16 protein-coding genes are annotated in these 16500 nt (G+C 51.7%); 6 read left to right on the top strand and 10 right to left on the bottom strand.

The window, feature by feature from the left end:
* Position 1 precedes the first annotated feature (1 nt).
* From ACJHXB_RS03405 to ACJHXB_RS03360, 10 genes are all read right to left on the bottom strand, one after another.
* Entirely contained in the window at positions 2–181 is a 180-nt protein-coding gene (locus ACJHXB_RS03405; RefSeq protein ID WP_001295275.1) for a DUF2556 family protein, read from the bottom strand.
* Positions 182–264: 83 nt separating this feature from the next.
* Entirely contained in the window at positions 265–1149 is an 885-nt protein-coding gene (yhdJ, locus tag ACJHXB_RS03400; RefSeq protein WP_001258942.1) for an adenine-specific DNA-methyltransferase, read from the bottom strand.
* An 85-nt stretch (positions 1150–1234) separates the two neighbouring features.
* Positions 1235–1531, bottom strand: a complete 297-nt coding sequence (gene fis / locus ACJHXB_RS03395) for a DNA-binding transcriptional regulator Fis (RefSeq protein ID WP_000462905.1) — start codon at positions 1529–1531, stop codon at positions 1235–1237.
* A 25-nt stretch (positions 1532–1556) separates the two neighbouring features.
* Positions 1557–2522: a tRNA dihydrouridine synthase DusB gene (gene dusB, locus ACJHXB_RS03390; RefSeq protein WP_001219652.1), complete on the bottom strand. Its 966-nt coding sequence runs from the start codon at positions 2520–2522 to the stop codon at positions 1557–1559.
* A gap of 328 nt (positions 2523–2850) precedes the next feature.
* Entirely contained in the window at positions 2851–3732 is an 882-nt protein-coding gene (prmA, locus tag ACJHXB_RS03385; RefSeq protein WP_001145827.1) for a 50S ribosomal protein L11 methyltransferase, read from the bottom strand.
* 11 nt (positions 3733–3743) lie between these two features.
* A complete protein-coding gene (gene panF, locus ACJHXB_RS03380) occupies positions 3744–5195 on the bottom strand; it encodes a sodium/pantothenate symporter (protein ID WP_001175706.1) in 1452 nt (483 codons plus the stop codon).
* Positions 5185–5427 (bottom strand): YhdT family protein, encoded by a 243-nt coding sequence (locus tag ACJHXB_RS03375; RefSeq protein ID WP_000381170.1) that lies wholly within the window; start codon positions 5425–5427, stop codon positions 5185–5187. The genes panF and ACJHXB_RS03375 overlap by 11 nt, the downstream gene beginning before the upstream one ends.
* Positions 5428–5535: 108 nt before the next feature.
* Positions 5536–6885, bottom strand: a complete 1350-nt coding sequence (accC, locus tag ACJHXB_RS03370; protein ID WP_000884639.1) for an acetyl-CoA carboxylase biotin carboxylase subunit — start codon at positions 6883–6885, stop codon at positions 5536–5538.
* Positions 6886–6895: 10 nt separating this feature from the next.
* Positions 6896–7366 carry an acetyl-CoA carboxylase biotin carboxyl carrier protein gene (gene accB, locus ACJHXB_RS03365; protein WP_000354622.1) on the bottom strand — a complete coding sequence of 157 codons (471 nt, stop codon included), beginning with the start codon at positions 7364–7366 and terminating at the stop codon, positions 6896–6898.
* 977 nt (positions 7367–8343) lie between these two features.
* Complete coding sequence (locus ACJHXB_RS03360; RefSeq protein ID WP_001148482.1) at positions 8344–9318, bottom strand: MDR family oxidoreductase; 975 nt, start codon at positions 9316–9318, stop codon at positions 8344–8346.
* Between the two features lie 151 nt (positions 9319–9469).
* Between ACJHXB_RS03360 and csrD the strand changes: the two genes are divergently transcribed.
* The 6 genes from csrD to rng all read left to right on the top strand — a co-directional run bounded on the left by csrD (position 9470) and on the right by rng (position 16476).
* Entirely contained in the window at positions 9470–11410 is a 1941-nt protein-coding gene (gene csrD / locus ACJHXB_RS03355) for an RNase E specificity factor CsrD (RefSeq protein WP_001241405.1), read from the top strand.
* A gap of 304 nt (positions 11411–11714) precedes the next feature.
* Complete coding sequence (gene mreB / locus ACJHXB_RS03350; protein WP_000913396.1) at positions 11715–12758, top strand: rod shape-determining protein MreB; 1044 nt, start codon at positions 11715–11717, stop codon at positions 12756–12758.
* A gap of 65 nt (positions 12759–12823) precedes the next feature.
* Positions 12824–13927 carry a rod shape-determining protein MreC gene (gene mreC / locus ACJHXB_RS03345; RefSeq protein ID WP_000802511.1) on the top strand — a complete coding sequence of 368 codons (1104 nt, stop codon included), beginning with the start codon at positions 12824–12826 and terminating at the stop codon, positions 13925–13927.
* Positions 13927–14415: a rod shape-determining protein MreD gene (gene mreD, locus ACJHXB_RS03340; protein ID WP_000179409.1), complete on the top strand. Its 489-nt coding sequence runs from the start codon at positions 13927–13929 to the stop codon at positions 14413–14415. The genes mreC and mreD overlap by 1 nt, the downstream gene beginning before the upstream one ends.
* 8 nt (positions 14416–14423) lie before the next feature.
* On the top strand, positions 14424–15017 hold the full coding sequence (yhdE, locus tag ACJHXB_RS03335; protein ID WP_000203103.1) for a nucleoside triphosphate pyrophosphatase YhdE: 594 nt from the start codon (positions 14424–14426) through the stop codon (positions 15015–15017).
* A complete protein-coding gene (gene rng, locus ACJHXB_RS03330) occupies positions 15007–16476 on the top strand; it encodes a ribonuclease G (protein WP_000123197.1) in 1470 nt (489 codons plus the stop codon). Before yhdE ends, rng begins: the two co-directional genes overlap by 11 nt.
* The last annotated feature ends 24 nt before the right edge of the window (positions 16477–16500 follow it).

The following is a 16500-nucleotide window of genomic DNA, read 5'->3' as shown; positions in this document are numbered from 1 at the left end:
TTCACATTCTGTCCTGAAAATTCAGTTCGTCACAGTTAACCAATTTTAGTGGATTAACTGAGTTCATATTGCGGCATTTGTCTGTTTCTGTTGCCAGCAGTTCAATCCACTGCATCAGTAAAGTATCAAACAGAAAAACGAAGACAGCGAAAACGACGAGCCACCAATACTTGCGAATCATTACCTGAGCCTGTGCATGTTTAACCAAGTCTGGCAGGAAATATACACGAAATGAATAATCTGAAAACCAGGCTTACACTTCCTTTACTTTGCAATGAGATCGGGGTCAACTTCGCTTAACCTGCTTCGTTTTGACAGATTGCCGGTCTTTCTTTTTTTCACTTTCGCCAGTTCTTCCGCAGAGTAATGCGACGCGACATCCAGCCGTCGAAGCCCCATTTTGATGTACTCGCTGTTGATCTCAATACCAATGAATTTTCGCCCGCTGGCGACGGCTACGGCACCGGTAGTAAAGCTACCGGCAAACGGGTCGAGAACGATATCGCCTGGGTTGGAAGAGGCGAGAATAATGCGTTTCAGTAAGGCTTCCGGTTTTTGTGTCGGGTGGTTTTCATATTCATCCATCAAATAACGCACGCGCGGAAAATCCCAGACGTTACCCGGTACTTTTTGATGATTGTAAGGCTGTGGAGGATTTTTGCGATAATCGATCAACGCGCGCTGCGATCCGGTTTTGGCTTCTACCAGAATAGCATCACCGTTGAATGTGTAGTTCTTTGCGTCTTTCACCATCATCAGGATGGGTTCGTACATGGAGCCGTAGTGTTTTTTCGCCTGCACTCCAGAACTGTCATATGACCAGACGATGCGACTTTTGATGGTAAAAAGCTTGCGGCACTGGAGATCGATAAAGGGCATGTTTTCCGTGCTGTTCATGATGTACATGCTGCCCTGCTTTTTCAGAACGCGATGGCACTCTGCAATCACTTCAAACAGCCAGTCGATAAACAGATCTTCTTTCCAGGCTTCGATCAGACCATCAAAATTTTTACCGATGTTATACGGTGGGTCGGCAAAGATCAGATCGACACTTTCGGCGGGGATCTTTTTAAGTTCGGTTAATGCATCACCCTGGATGATGGTCTTTGCTTCATTACCAAATCGGGTCGGTTCACATCCTGTTCTCATGGTCACTCCCTTTGTGACACCTATAAAAAAGGCGCTTCCCCATGCCGAGTAGCGCCTTTTTAATCAAGCATTTAGCTAACCTGAATTAGTTCATGCCGTATTTTTTCAATTTTTTACGCAGCGTACCACGGTTGATGCCCATCATCAGCGCAGCACGGGTCTGGTTACCACGGGTGTATTGCATCACCATGTCCAACAGGGGCTGTTCTACTTCAGCCAGTACCAGCTCATAGAGGTCATTCACATCCTGACCGTTCAGTTGAGCAAAATAGTTCTTCAGTGCCTGTTTAACCGAGTCACGCAGGGGTTTTTGGGTTACCTGATCCTGAGAGTTAACGGTAGAAACGGTCAGTACGTCAGAATTTACGCGTTGTTCGAACATAGTTCTGTCAGCTCTTTATTTCTGTTTACGCAAAATTTTCGAAGTATGCCTCCAACGCCTCCAGCTGTTCGCTGGCATCCTCAATGGCGTTGAATGTGCGCCGAAACTGGTCATTTGGAGCGTGTTCCTGGAGATACCAGGAAACGTGTTTACGTGCAATTCGGTACCCTTTTGCCGGACCATAAAAGTCATGCAGTTCCCGAACGTGCGCGCAAAGCAAGCGCTTAACCTCTGCCAAAGGCAGCGGGGGCAGCAACTCCCCAGTGTCCAGATAATGCTGGATTTCCCGAAAGATCCAGGGTCTTCCCTGAGCTGCGCGGCCTATCATCAGGGCATCCGCCCCTGTATAGTCGAGCACAGCTCTGGCTTTAAGCGGGTCAGTAATGTCACCATTCGCGATAACCGGAATGGAAACTTTCTGCTTAACTGCCCGAATACTGTCGTACTCAGCTTCTCCATTGAACAAACAGGCGCGTGTACGGCCATGAATGGTCAGAGCCTGAATGCCACAGTCTTCAGCCAGTTGGGCAATCTCTTCGCAGTTACGGTGTTCCGGTGCCCAGCCAGTGCGAATTTTTAGGGTAACAGGAACGTCCACTGCATTGACGACCTCGGTAAGGATCGATTTAACGACATCCGGGTACTGCAAGAGGGCTGAACCTGCGAGCTTGCGATTCACTTTTTTAGCCGGGCAACCCATATTGATATCAATAATCTGGGCACCGCTTTCCACGTTAATACGTGCTGCATCTGCCATTTCTTTCGGATCGCTACCAGCAATTTGCACGGTGCGAATACCGGGTTCATCAATGTGCACCATCCGTAAACGAGATTTGTCGCTTTCCCAAACCTGAGGGTTAGAAGACATCATCTCGGATACTGTCAATCCGGCTCCCATCTCGTAGCACAACGTCCGAAAAGGTCTGTCTGTAATGCCAGCCATGGGCGCTGCGATCAGGCGATTTCTGAGCTGATATTGTCCGATGCGCATGAGTTAAGAAATGACCATACTGTGACTGCAAGGCGGCGTATATTACGCATTTTTTGCACGAGATGAAAGGCCAAACTTTGACCAATCCTCTGAGATGGATCAAAGAATTGCATTTAAAATGAGCGTGGCGCGATAATTACTCATAAAAATCATCATATTAGAAAATAGTGACTAAAATTTACACTCAAAGAAATTTGAGTAAGTTCTCAATTTTTCTTTATGAATGAAAATTTTGGCACGCAAATTTGCGTAAATAATCGGCAAATTAACGTGCCTTTTGTGACATCGCTCGCACTTCGCTCTGCGTCACCCTACGGCGATGCGAAGGTTAATTCTTACGACCGGTAATGCGGCACCACTCTTCTTTTTCCACGACCGGGTCCAGAGCGAAGCTGTCGGCATAAGCTTCGCAAACGCTCTCTGCCTGGCTTGCCAGAATACCGGAAAGGCCCAGCAAACCGCCTGAAACCGGCAGGACGCTGATTAACGGTGCCAGTTCACGTAATGGGCCAGCAAGGATGTTAGCGACCACCACGTCGGCTTTCATTTCTTCTGGCTGATCTTTCGGTAAGTAGAGTTCCAGACGGTCAGAAACGCCATTACGTTCGGCGTTATCGCGGCTGGCCTGAATCGCCTGCGGATCGATATCAATACCAATGGCTTTTGCTGCACCCAGTTTCAGCGCCGCGATAGCCAGAATGCCGGAACCGCAGCCAAAGTCGATGACTGTTTTACCGGTTAAATCGAGGCTGTCGAGCCATTGCAGGCACAGAGAGGTGGTTGGATGGGTACCCGTACCAAACGCCAGCCCTGGATCTAACATCACGTTGACGGCGTTTTCGTCCGGCACATCACGCCAGCTAGGGCAGATCCACAGTCGTTCACCAAAGCGCATCGGGTGGAAATTATCCATCCATTCGCGCTCCCAGTCTTTATCTTCCAGTTGTTCGATTTTATGCGCGAAGCCCGCGCCGAGCAGCGGATGGTTTTCCAGAATCGCCACCACGTCGTTCATATCGGTTTCAGCGTCGAACAGACCAATCACATCGGTGTCGCCCCACAGGCGCGTTTCGCCCGGCAGCGGCTCAAACACAGGCGTATCGTGGGTATCCTGAAAAGTGATAGAAACGGCACCCGCTTCCATCAGCGCATCGCTAAGATCTTCCGCGTTCGCGCCGGTAGTGTTCAGTTTCAGTTGGATCCAAGGCATGGCAAAACTCTTTATTTATCAGTAGTCAAAACGGTAGCTTGCGGGACGGGTGTACCGAAACGGTTTCCGACCAGGAAAGCCAGCAAACTTAGTAGTAACGAGGGCACGATAGGGTGGAAGCCCAGGTACTGAATATTCAGCGTCGCGAGTACGGCATACAGTACGCCGCCAACGATCATCGCACTTAGCGCGCCTTTGGCGTTGGCGCGTTCCCAGTAAAGACCCAGCACCAGCGGCCACAGGAAAACGGCTTCCAGCCCACCGAAGGCCAGCAAATTCAGCCAGATGATCATTTCTGGCGGCTTCCAGGCGGCAAGCAGCAGCAACGCACCGAGAACTAACGTAATTACCGCAGACATCCGCTTCAGACGCGTCTCGTTTTGCATTTGATCCGGACGGATATTCAGATAGAGATCTTTAATGATCGTAGCGGAACTTTGCAGCAACTGGGCATTGATCGTCGACATGATCGCAGCCATAGGTGCAGCCAGGAAGATCCCGGCAGCAAACGGTGGCAACACTTTTACCATTAACGTCGGGATCACCAGGTCCGGTACGGTGAGATCGGGGATCACCGCCCGACCTAACGCTCCGGCCAGGTGCATACCGAACATCAGGATTGCGACCACAATCGTACCGATGATGATCCCCCGATGTACGGCTTTGCTGTCTTTATAAGAGATACAGCGCACCGCAGTATGCGGCAGGCCAATCACGCCAAAGCACACCAGTACCCAGAACGACGTCATAAAGGCAGGCGACAGAATATCGTCAGCGCCTTGTGGCGTAACCAGTTGCGGATCGATGGTTTGCAACGTCTCTACTGCGTTGCTTAAGCCACCTGCGGCATGTACCACGCCAATAAGCAGCACAATGGTGCCAATCAGCATCACCAGCCCTTGCATAGTGTCGTTCAGCACGCTGGCGCGAAAGCCACCAAAGGCGGTATACAACGCAATGCTGATACCGAAAATCAGCAGCCCGGTTTCATAAGGAATACCCGCCGCGGTTTCCAGCAGGCGCGCGCCGCCGATAAACTGCACGGTCATCGCGCCAATAAACGCGACCAGCAAACTCAAACTCGCCAGCCACACCAAAAGACGACTCTGGTAGCGGGCAAACAGCATGTCGTTCAGTGTCACCGCATTGTAGCGGCGCGCAAGAATCGCGAACTTCTTGCCGAGAATACCAAGCGAAAGCCAGACCGCAGGAAGCTGAATCATCGCCAGTAATACCCAACCCAGGCCGTATTTATAAGCAGCTCCAGGCCCGCCGATAAACGAACTGGCACTGATATAGGTCGCGGTGAGCGTCATCGCCAGCACAATACCGCCCATAGAGCGGCTGCCGAGGAAATACTCATTAAGGAAGGTGCCGGTGCTCCGTTTACGCATCGCATAAACAGAGATACCGAACACCACCACCAGATAGGCGACCAGCGGTAGAATCACTTCAAGCTGCATCGTCATCCTCCAGTGGGATATCGCGATAGATAAATTTCACCATCGCCCAGCACAGTCCAATAAATAGCAGCGGCGTCAGGATGCAGGCCATCTCAAACCAGCGCGGAAAGCCGGTAAAACCGGGGGCAACGCCAGGTAAGTAAGCGGCTACTAACCATACCGCCAGATACAAAAGGGTCAGCCCCAGCGCCCAGCGCGCCTCTTTATGGGCCTGAACAAAACGAGTGTCCATTTTTTGTCCCTGATGGGTGAAGAAAGCGGGGATTGTACCTTATGGGGGTTGTCGATCCCCAGTAATAAAAAAGGCCGGAAAATCCGGCCTTTTGACGCTTTTGCAGTCTTATTTTTCCTGAAGACCGAGTTTTTTCTCCAGATAGTGGATGTTAGTGCCACCATGCTGGAAGTTCTCGTCATTCATGATGCGGATCTGCAGATCAACGTTGGTTTTGATACCGTCGATGATCAGCTCCTGCAGCGCATTCTTCATGCGGGCAATCGCCACGTCACGGTTTTCACCGTAGCAAATCAGCTTACCGATCATTGAGTCATAGTACGGCGGTACGGTGTAGCCCGCGTAGATATGAGACTCCCAACGTACGCCAAAACCGCCAGGTGCGTGGAAACGGGTGATTTTGCCCGGACTTGGCAGGAAGGTGTTCGGATCTTCGGCGTTGATACGACATTCCACCGCATGGCCGCGAACGTGAACTTCTTCTTGCTTTATCGACAGCGGTTGACCGGCAGCGATACGCAGCTGTTCTTTGATCAGGTCAACGCCGGTGATCATTTCAGTAACCGGGTGTTCTACCTGAATACGGGTGTTCATTTCGATGAAATAGAACTCGCCGTTTTCGAACAGGAACTCGAAAGTACCTGCACCGCGATAGCCGATATCAACACACGCTTTAGCGCAACGTTCGCCGATGTAGCGACGCAGTTCCGGGGTAATGCCCGGTGCTGGTGCTTCTTCGACCACTTTCTGGTGGCGGCGCTGCATGGAGCAGTCACGTTCCGCCAGATAGATAGCGTTGCCCTGACCGTCAGCCAGTACCTGAATCTCGACGTGGCGAGGATTTTCCAGGTATTTCTCCATGTAAACCATATCGTTGCTGAAAGCAGCTTTCGCTTCCGCACGGGTCATGGAGATGGATTGTGCCAGTTCAGCGTCGCCGCGCACTACGCGCATACCGCGACCGCCGCCGCCGCCGGAGGCTTTGATAATTACCGGATAACCAATGCGTTTAGCAATGGCGCGGTTTTTATCCATATCGTCGCCCAGCGGGCCGTCAGAACCCGGTACGCAAGGAACGCCCGCTTTTTTCATCGCCGCGATTGCGGATACTTTGTCGCCCATCAGGCGAATGGTTTCTGCTTTCGGGCCGATGAAGATAAAGCCGGAGCGCTCAACCTGCTCGGCAAAGTTGGCGTTTTCGGAGAGGAAGCCGTAGCCCGGATGGATTGCTACTGCGCCGGTGATTTCAGCGGCGCTGATGATTGCCGGGATGTTCAGATAACTTTTTACTGATGGAGCAGGGCCGATACAGACCGTTTCATCTGCCAGTAATACGTGTTTTAGATCGCGATCCGCGCTGGAGTGCACAGCGACAGTCTTGATGCCCAGTTCTTTACAGGCACGAAGAATACGCAATGCAATCTCGCCGCGGTTGGCAATAACAATTTTATCCAGCATGTTCGCCTCGTTACTCGATGACGACCAGCGGCTCGTCAAATTCTACCGGTTGTCCACTTTCGACCAGAATTGCTTTCACGGTACCGGATTTGTCCGCTTCGATCTGGTTCATCATTTTCATGGCTTCAACGATGCACAGGGTATCGCCCACGTTGACTTTCTGACCCACTTCGATGAACGCTTTCGCGTCCGGGCTTGGGGTGCGGTAGAAAGTACCAACCATCGGGGAACGTACGATGTGACCACTGATTTCCGCTGCTGCTGGCGCTTCCATTGAAGGAACGGTCGCCGGAGCGGCTGCGTTAGATTGAGCTGGCTGCTGCATCATTGGTGCAGCGTAAGCTTGTTGCATCACAGGGAAACTTGCGGCAGGAGCTGCACGGCTAATGCGTACTGACTCTTCGCCTTCAGAAATTTCCAGTTCGGAGATGCCTGATTCTTCAACCAGCTCGATCAGTTTTTTAATCTTACGAATATCCATGAGTGGGTTCCGTACTCTTTGTTTAGTGTGATTGTGACAGGCGTTTCACCGCCGTCTGTAAAGCGTATGCCCCGACAGCTGTATGCATAGCGATAAATTCCAGCAGGCCGGGACGCCGGTCTATTTTGCCCCAGAGTGTCAATGTTAGACTTGACGGACATTGTGCAGCGATCTGCTGCTATCCTCCGGCAAAAAACAAAATATACCTTCGTTGCGCCAATGTCACCTTTTCCGCAGCGCAAAAACTGCGTCAGGGAGGACGAGGTCGCACATTATAACGATTTCGTAGCAATTGGCAGCTAAATACTGGTCTTATCAGGGAAGATAATCAACAGCTAACATGTAAATAACCTTCAACACCGTGTAATTTGCAACAAGCCGCACAATTCACGAAATTAGCGCCATCATCGACGGAACTTCTTATAACGTAAGGCTAAAAGCTGTAAAGCCAGCCCTGCGAAGATGAGGGGCTGCAATGAGATAATCTTCACAGACCACAAATAATGTAGGGATGCCAGGATCGCGACAAGATAGACGACATTACGCAGCGGTTGCTGGGGATTACGCAATTTTCACTTCATCGTCTGGATAGATGTGAATGCTAAAGCACGCAAAATCAACCGTCTGACAATGCTCAGCATCAAATACGTTCGAGTGGTTAATTTGTAGGCAAATAAAATCAGATTATTCACCCCATGGTACCAGAAATCAGTAACAGGTTAAGCGTAGCGTCGCCCAGGCAAAGCACCATAAACCTAACAGGCGACGGAGGCGTATCAATAATGGCTGTTTAGTGGAGTAACAGTGCGCATCAATTTATGGTCAGTCGAAATCATGACTTTCCAGTTTGGATGATGTTGTACAACTTCATGACCAAGATGTTCGACGAAAGCTGTCCGGCTAACCGCTTTTCCCGTTAACCGATTGAATAATGGTTTCAAAATGAGTTCCCTCTCTTATTAATCCTTGCTAAATGGTTAGTTAACCTTCACCAGCGTGCGCCCCTGGATCTGGTTATTAATGATGGCCTCGGCAAACTTCGGTGCCTCTGCCAGAGATATCTCTTTTGCCGCCTGGGTATAGAATGATTCCGGTAAATCGGCGACCAATCGCTGCCAGGCTTGTGCGCGGCGTGCTGGTGGCGTCATCACTGAATCCACCCCCTGTAAACGGACATTACGCAGAATAAATGGCATGACCGTGGTTGGCAGAGTAAAACCACCCGCCAGACCACAGGCCGCCACGCAGCCGCCGTAATTCATTTGCGCCAGCACTTTCGCCAGCACTTTGTCGCCAACGGTGTCAATTGCCCCAGCCCAGAGTTGTTTTTCCAGAGGACGGGATTCGGCAAACTCATCGCGAGGGAGAATACGGCTGGCACCTAAACTTTTCAGATATTCATGGGTACTTTCGCGACCGGAAACGGCAACGACCTGATAACTCAATTTATGCAGCAGCGCCACGGCGGTACTGCCGACGCCACCACTGGCACCCGTTACGACAATCTCGCCGTCCTGCGGGCGAACACCGGCATCTTCCAGCGCCATCACACACAGCATGGCGGTAAAACCGGCAGTACCGATAATCATTGCTTTACGCGCGTCCAGCCCTTGCGGCATGGCAACCAGCCAGTCACCTTTCACTCGCGCCTGCTCCGCCAGCCCACCCCAGTGGTTTTCACCAACGCCCCAGCCAGTGAGTAATACCTCCTGACCGGCATGAAAACGCGGATCTTCGCTGGTGCGTACAGTTCCGGCAAAATCGATCCCAGGAATCATCGGAAAATTACGGATGATTTTTCCCTTACCGGTAATTGCCAGCGCATCTTTGTAGTTCAGGCTCGACCAGTGAACATCAACCGTGACATCGCCCTCCGGCAGGCGACTTTCGTCCAGAGTCTGTACCGATGCGAGAGTTTTGCCGTCCTGCTGTTCTAAAAGTAACGCCTGCATAAGTGGTCCTCATGTGCATGATGGATTGGAAAATAATTTCTGAAGACTATACTCGCTAATGGAAAAGCAAAGCCGATGAAGCGCAATAAATTGCGAGATAAATCTGATTTGCTAGTATGCCCGCTTCCTCACTATCGGAGTTAACACAAGGATGAGATTAACGACGAAATTTTCGGCCTTTGTTACGCTGCTCACCGGGTTAACAATTTTTGTGACTTTGCTGGGCTGTTCGCTAAGTTTCTACAATGCAATTCAGTATAAGTTTAGTCATCGCGTTCAGGCGGTGGCGACGGCAATTGATACCCACCTTGTGTCGAATGACTTCAGCGCATTAAGGCCACAAATTACCGAATTAATGATGTCGGCAGATATCGTTCGTGTAGACCTGCTGCATGGTGATAAACAGGTTTATACCCTCGCCAGAAATGGAAGTTATCGTCCGGTTGGCACCAGCGATCTGTTTCGCGAACTGAGCGTTCCGTTGATAAAGCATCCGGGGATGTCGCTGCGTCTGGTTTATCAGGATCCGATGGGCAACTATTTCCATTCGTTGATGACCACCGCGCCGCTCACGGGGGCGATTGGCTTTATCATTCTTATGCTCTTCCTGGCGGTACGCTGGTTACAACGGCAACTTGCCGGGCAAGAATTGCTGGAAACCCGGGCTACTCGTATCTTAAACGGTGAGCGTGGCTCTAATGTGTTGGGAACCATCTATGAATGGCCGCCCAGAACCAGCAGTGCGCTGGATACGCTGCTTCGTGAAATTCAGAACGCACGCGAACAACACAGCCGTCTTGATACGCTGATCCGCTCTTATGCCGCCCAGGACATGAAAACCGGCCTCAATAACCGACTCTTCTTCGATAATCAGTTAGCAACGTTACTGGAAGATCAGGAGAAAGTAGGTACCCACGGGATCGTGATGATGATTCGTCTACCGGATTTCAATATGTTGAGCGATACCTGGGGGCACAGCCAGGTTGAAGAACAGTTCTTCACTCTGACGAATCTGCTGTCGACATTTATGATGCGCTATCCTGGCGCACTGCTGGCGCGTTACCACCGCAGTGATTTTGCTGCGCTGTTGCCGCACCGGACGTTAAAAGAGGCTGAGAGCATAGCCAGTCAGTTAATCAAAGCCGTCGATACCTTGCCGAACAATAAAATGCTCGATCGCGACGATATGATCCACATTGGTATCTGTGCCTGGCGTAGTGGTCAGGATACCGAGCAGGTAATGGAACATGCAGAGTCTGCCACGCGTAATGCGGGATTGCAGGGCGGCAATAGCTGGGCTATTTACGATGACTCGTTGCCTGAAAAAGGACGCGGTAATGTTCGCTGGCGTACGCTTATCGAGCAAATGCTGAGTCGCGGCGGCCCGCGCCTTTATCAAAAACCGGCGGTTACTCGCGAAGGTCAGGTTCATCATCGCGAACTCATGTGCCGCATCTTCGATGGTAACGAAGAGGTTAGCTCGGCGGAGTATATGCCGATGGTCTTGCAGTTTGGCTTATCGGAAGAGTATGACCGCCTGCAAATCAGCCGTCTGATTCCACTATTGCATTACTGGCCGGAGGAAAATCTGGCGATTCAGGTTACCGTTGAGTCGCTGATTCGCCCGCGTTTTCAGCGTTGGCTGCGAGATACGTTAATGCAATGTGAAAGATCGCAACGAAAACGCATAATTATTGAACTTGCAGAGGCCGATGTAGGTCAACATATCAGTCGCTTACAACCTGTTATTCGTTTAGTGAATGCTTTAGGGGTACGGGTAGCCGTCAACCAGGCTGGTTTGACGCTGGTAAGCACCAGTTGGATCAAAGAACTTAATGTTGAGTTACTCAAGCTCCATCCGGGGCTGGTCAGAAACATTGAGAAGCGAACGGAGAACCAGCTGCTGGTTCAAAGCCTGGTGGAAGCCTGCTCCGGGACCAGCACCCAGGTTTACGCCACCGGCGTGCGTTCGCGAAGCGAGTGGCAGACCCTGATTCAGCGCGGTGTTACAGGTGGGCAAGGGGATTTTTTCGCGTCCTCACAGCCACTTGATACTAACGTGAAAAAATATTCACAAAGATACTCGGTTTAACCTGCCGTTTAATCCGTTTTCACGTAGAATAACGCGCGCTGCGTCTCATGGGAGTGTGCTTGTCTGCTCGCCAGATTGTTGCAGCACATATGCAGATGAATGACCTTACGCGGTTGCAAACAGGCGAGGAATGCTGCTGATGCATTAAGCCTTTCTGGACTCAGGCAGAGATTTGTAACAAAGGAAACGAACTGCACTAATTTTCACCGTAGCAGATGATTTTTGCGCCTTGTCGCTGCTGCGTGTGGTTGGTAAAGTAAGCGGATTTTCTTTTCCGCCCCAGCTTTCAGGATTATCCCTTAGTATGTTGAAAAAATTTCGTGGCATGTTTTCCAATGACTTGTCCATTGACCTGGGTACTGCGAATACCCTCATTTATGTAAAAGGACAAGGCATCGTATTGAATGAGCCTTCCGTGGTGGCCATTCGTCAGGATCGTGCCGGTTCACCGAAAAGCGTAGCTGCAGTAGGTCATGACGCGAAGCAGATGCTGGGCCGTACGCCGGGCAATATTGCTGCCATTCGCCCAATGAAAGACGGCGTTATCGCCGACTTCTTCGTGACTGAAAAAATGCTCCAGCACTTCATCAAACAAGTGCACAGCAACAGCTTTATGCGTCCAAGCCCGCGCGTTCTGGTTTGTGTGCCGGTTGGCGCGACCCAGGTTGAACGCCGCGCAATTCGTGAATCCGCGCAGGGCGCTGGTGCCCGTGAAGTCTTCCTGATTGAAGAACCGATGGCTGCCGCAATTGGTGCTGGCCTGCCGGTTTCTGAAGCGACCGGTTCTATGGTGGTTGATATCGGTGGTGGTACCACTGAAGTTGCTGTTATCTCCTTGAACGGCGTGGTTTACTCCTCTTCCGTGCGCATTGGTGGTGACCGTTTCGACGAAGCTATCATCAACTATGTGCGTCGTAATTACGGTTCTCTGATCGGTGAAGCCACCGCAGAACGTATCAAGCACGAAATCGGTTCGGCTTATCCGGGCGATGAAGTCCGTGAAATCGAAGTTCGTGGCCGTAACCTGGCAGAAGGTGTTCCACGCGGTTTTACCCTGAACTCCAACGAAATCCTCGAAGCACTGCAGGAACCGCTGACCGGTATTGTGAGCGCGGTAATGGTTGCACTGGAACAGTGCCCGCCGGAACTGGCTTCCGACATCTCCGAGCGCGGCATGGTGCTCACCGGTGGTGGCGCACTGCTGCGTAACCTTGACCGTTTGTTAATGGAAGAAACCGGCATTCCAGTCGTTGTTGCTGAAGACCCGCTGACCTGTGTGGCGCGCGGTGGCGGCAAAGCGCTGGAAATGATCGACATGCACGGCGGCGACCTGTTCAGCGAAGAGTAATCGGATGCAGGCAGGGGAAATGTCTGTTTACCCTGCCTGGTCTGATACGAGAATACGCATAACTTATGAAGCCAATTTTTAGCCGTGGCCCGTCGCTACAGATTCGCCTTATTCTGGCGGTGCTGGTGGCGCTCGGCATTATTATTGCCGACAGCCGCCTGGGGACGTTCAGTCAAATCCGTACTTATATGGATACCGCCGTCAGTCCTTTCTACTTTGTTTCCAATGCTCCTCGTGAATTGCTGGATGGCGTATCGCAGACGCTGGCCTCGCGTGACCAACTAGAACTTGAAAACCGGGCGTTACGTCAGGAACTGTTGCTGAAAAACAGTGAACTGCTGATGCTTGGACAATACAAACAGGAGAACGCGCGTCTGCGCGAACTGCTGGGTTCCCCGCTGCGTCAGGATGAGCAGAAAATGGTGACTCAGGTTATCTCCACGGTTAACGATCCTTATAGCGATCAAGTTGTTATCGATAAAGGTAGCGTTAATGGCGTTTATGAAGGCCAGCCGGTCATCAGCGACAAAGGTGTTGTTGGTCAGGTGGTGGCCGTCGCTAAACTGACCAGTCGCGTGCTGCTGATTTGTGATGCGACCCACGCGCTGCCAATCCAGGTGCTGCGCAACGATATCCGCGTGATTGCAGCCGGTAACGGTTGTACGGATGATTTGCAGCTTGAGCATCTGCCAGCGAATACGGATATTCGTGTTGGTGATGTGCTGGTGACTTCCGGTCTGGGCGGTCGTTTCCCGGAAGGCTATCCGGTCGCGGTTGTCTCTTCCGTAAAACTCGATACCCAGCGCGCTTATACTGTGATTCAGGCGCGTCCGACTGCAGGGCTGCAACGTTTGCGTTATCTGCTGCTGCTGTGGGGCGCGGATCGTAACGGCGCTAACCCGATGACGCCGGAAGAGGTGCATCGTGTTGCTAATGAACGTCTGATGCAGATGATGCCGCAGGTATTGCCTTCGCCAGACGCGATGGGGCCAAAGTTACCTGAACCGGCAACGGGGATCGCTCAGCCGACTCCGCAGCAACCGGCGACAGGAAATGCAGCTACTGCGCCTGCTGCGCCGACACAGCCCGCTGCTAATCGCTCTCCACAAAGGGCTACGCCGCCGCAAAGTGGTGCTCAACCGCCTGCGCGTGCGCCGGGAGGGCAATAGTGGCGAGCTATCGTAGCCAGGGACGCTGGGTAATCTGGCTCTCTTTCCTCATTGCGCTGTTGCTGCAAATCATGCCCTGGCCGGATAACCTGATTGTTTTCCGGCCAAACTGGGTGTTACTCATCTTGTTGTATTGGATCCTGGCCTTGCCTCATCGCGTAAATGTGGGCACAGGTTTTGTGATGGGTGCCATACTGGATCTGATCAGCGGCTCGACACTTGGCGTACGCGTATTGGCGATGAGCATCATTGCTTACCTGGTGGCGCTGAAATATCAGCTTTTCCGCAACCTCGCATTATGGCAGCAGGCGCTGGTCGTCATGTTGCTTTCGCTGGTGGTGGATATTATTGTTTTCTGGGCAGAGTTTTTAGTGATTAACGTCTCTTTCAGACCGGAAGTGTTCTGGAGTAGTGTAGTCAATGGAGTGCTCTGGCCGTGGATTTTCTTGCTGATGCGTAAAGTCCGTCAGCAGTTTGCAGTGCAATAAAGGTTTCTATGACTTCTCTGTATTTAGCTTCCGGTTCTCCGCGTCGTCAGGAGTTACTTGCGCAACTTGGCGTGACCTTTGAACGTATTGTTACGGGCATTGAGGAGCAGCGTCAGCCGCAGGAGAGCGCGCAGCAATATGTTGTGCGTCTGGCGCGCGAGAAAGCACAGGCGGGTGTCACGCACACGGCGCAGGATCTCCCGGTGCTGGGTGCGGATACTATCGTTATCCTGAATGGAGAAGTGCTGGAGAAACCGCGCGACGCAGAACATGCGGCGCAGATGTTGCGCAAATTATCGGGGCAGACCCATCAGGTGATGACGGCAGTGGCGTTGGCCGACAGTCAGCACATTCTCGATTGCCTGGTGGTCACCGATGTGACTTTCAGAACGTTAACAGACGAAGACATCGCGGGCTATGTCGCCAGCGGTGAACCGTTAGATAAAGCAGGTGCATACGGTATTCAGGGGCTGGGTGGCTGTTTTGTCAGGAAGATAAATGGCAGCTATCACGCCGTAGTCGGCTTACCGCTGGTTGAAACGTATGAATTATTAAGTAATTTTAACGCACTGCGTGAGAAAAGGGATAAACATGACGGCTGAATTGTTGGTAAACGTAACGCCTTCGGAAACGCGAGTGGCGTATATTGATGGCGGTATTCTGCAGGAAATTCATATTGAACGTGAGGCGCGACGCGGAATAGTAGGCAATATCTACAAGGGTCGTGTAAGTCGTGTACTTCCGGGTATGCAGGCGGCTTTTGTAGATATTGGGCTGGATAAAGCCGCGTTTCTTCATGCATCCGATATCATGCCGCACACTGAATGTGTGGCGGGTGAAGAACAAAAGCAATTCACGGTGCGCGACATCTCGGAACTGGTCCGTCAGGGGCAAGATCTGATGGTGCAGGTGGTGAAAGATCCGCTTGGCACTAAAGGTGCGCGCCTGACTACCGATATCACGCTGCCTTCTCGCTATCTGGTGTTTATGCCAGGGGCTTCTCACGTTGGGGTTTCCCAACGTATTGAAAGCGAATCAGAACGTGAACGCCTGAAAAAAGTGGTCGCAGAGTATTGCGACGAGCAGGGCGGGTTTATCATCCGTACCGCAGCGGAAGGGGTTGGCGAGGCTGAACTGGCCTCCGATGCCGCTTATCTGAAACGCGTCTGGACCAAAGTGATGGAGCGTAAAAAGCGCCCGCAGACTCGTTATCAGCTGTACGGCGAACTGGCGCTGGCGCAGCGTGTTCTGCGTGATTTCGCCGACGCCGAACTGGATCGCATTCGCGTTGACTCACGCCTGACTTACGAAGCATTGCTGGAGTTTACCTCGGAGTACATTCCCGAGATGACCAGCAAGCTGGAGCATTACACCGGACGCCAACCGATTTTCGATCTCTTTGATGTCGAAAACGAAATCCAGCGAGCGCTGGAACGCAAAGTTGAACTGAAATCCGGTGGTTATCTGATTATCGACCAGACCGAAGCGATGACCACCGTGGACATCAATACCGGAGCGTTTGTCGGTCATCGCAATCTGGACGACACCATTTTCAATACCAATATTGAAGCGACGCAGGCTATCGCTCGCCAGTTACGGTTGCGCAATCTGGGCGGGATTATCATTATTGATTTCATCGACATGAATAATGAAGATCACCGTCGCCGCGTGTTGCATTCGCTGGAGCAGGCGTTGAGCAAAGACCGGGTGAAAACCAGCGTTAATGGTTTTTCGGCGCTGGGGCTGGTGGAGATGACGCGTAAACGCACCCGCGAAAGCATTGAGCACGTACTATGTAACGAATGCCCAACCTGCCACGGTCGCGGAACGGTGAAAACCGTGGAAACGGTATGCTATGAAATCATGCGCGAGATTGTTCGTGTACACCATGCTTACGATTCCGACCGTTTCCTGGTCTATGCTTCTCCGGCAGTAGCCGAAGCCTTGAAAGGCGAAGAGTCACACTCGCTGGCGGAAGTGGAAATTTTCGTTGGCAAACAGGTTAAAGTACAAATTGAACCGCTCTATAACCAGGAGCAGTTTGACGTCGTAATGATGTAAACAGATGCTGGGCCGCCATCCGGC

The sequence above is a fragment of the Escherichia sp. WS3227_2 genome, assembly GCF_046486495.1.
Lineage (GTDB): Bacteria > Pseudomonadota > Gammaproteobacteria > Enterobacterales > Enterobacteriaceae > Escherichia > Escherichia coli.
This window is presented reverse-complemented; position numbering and strand designations above follow the sequence as displayed.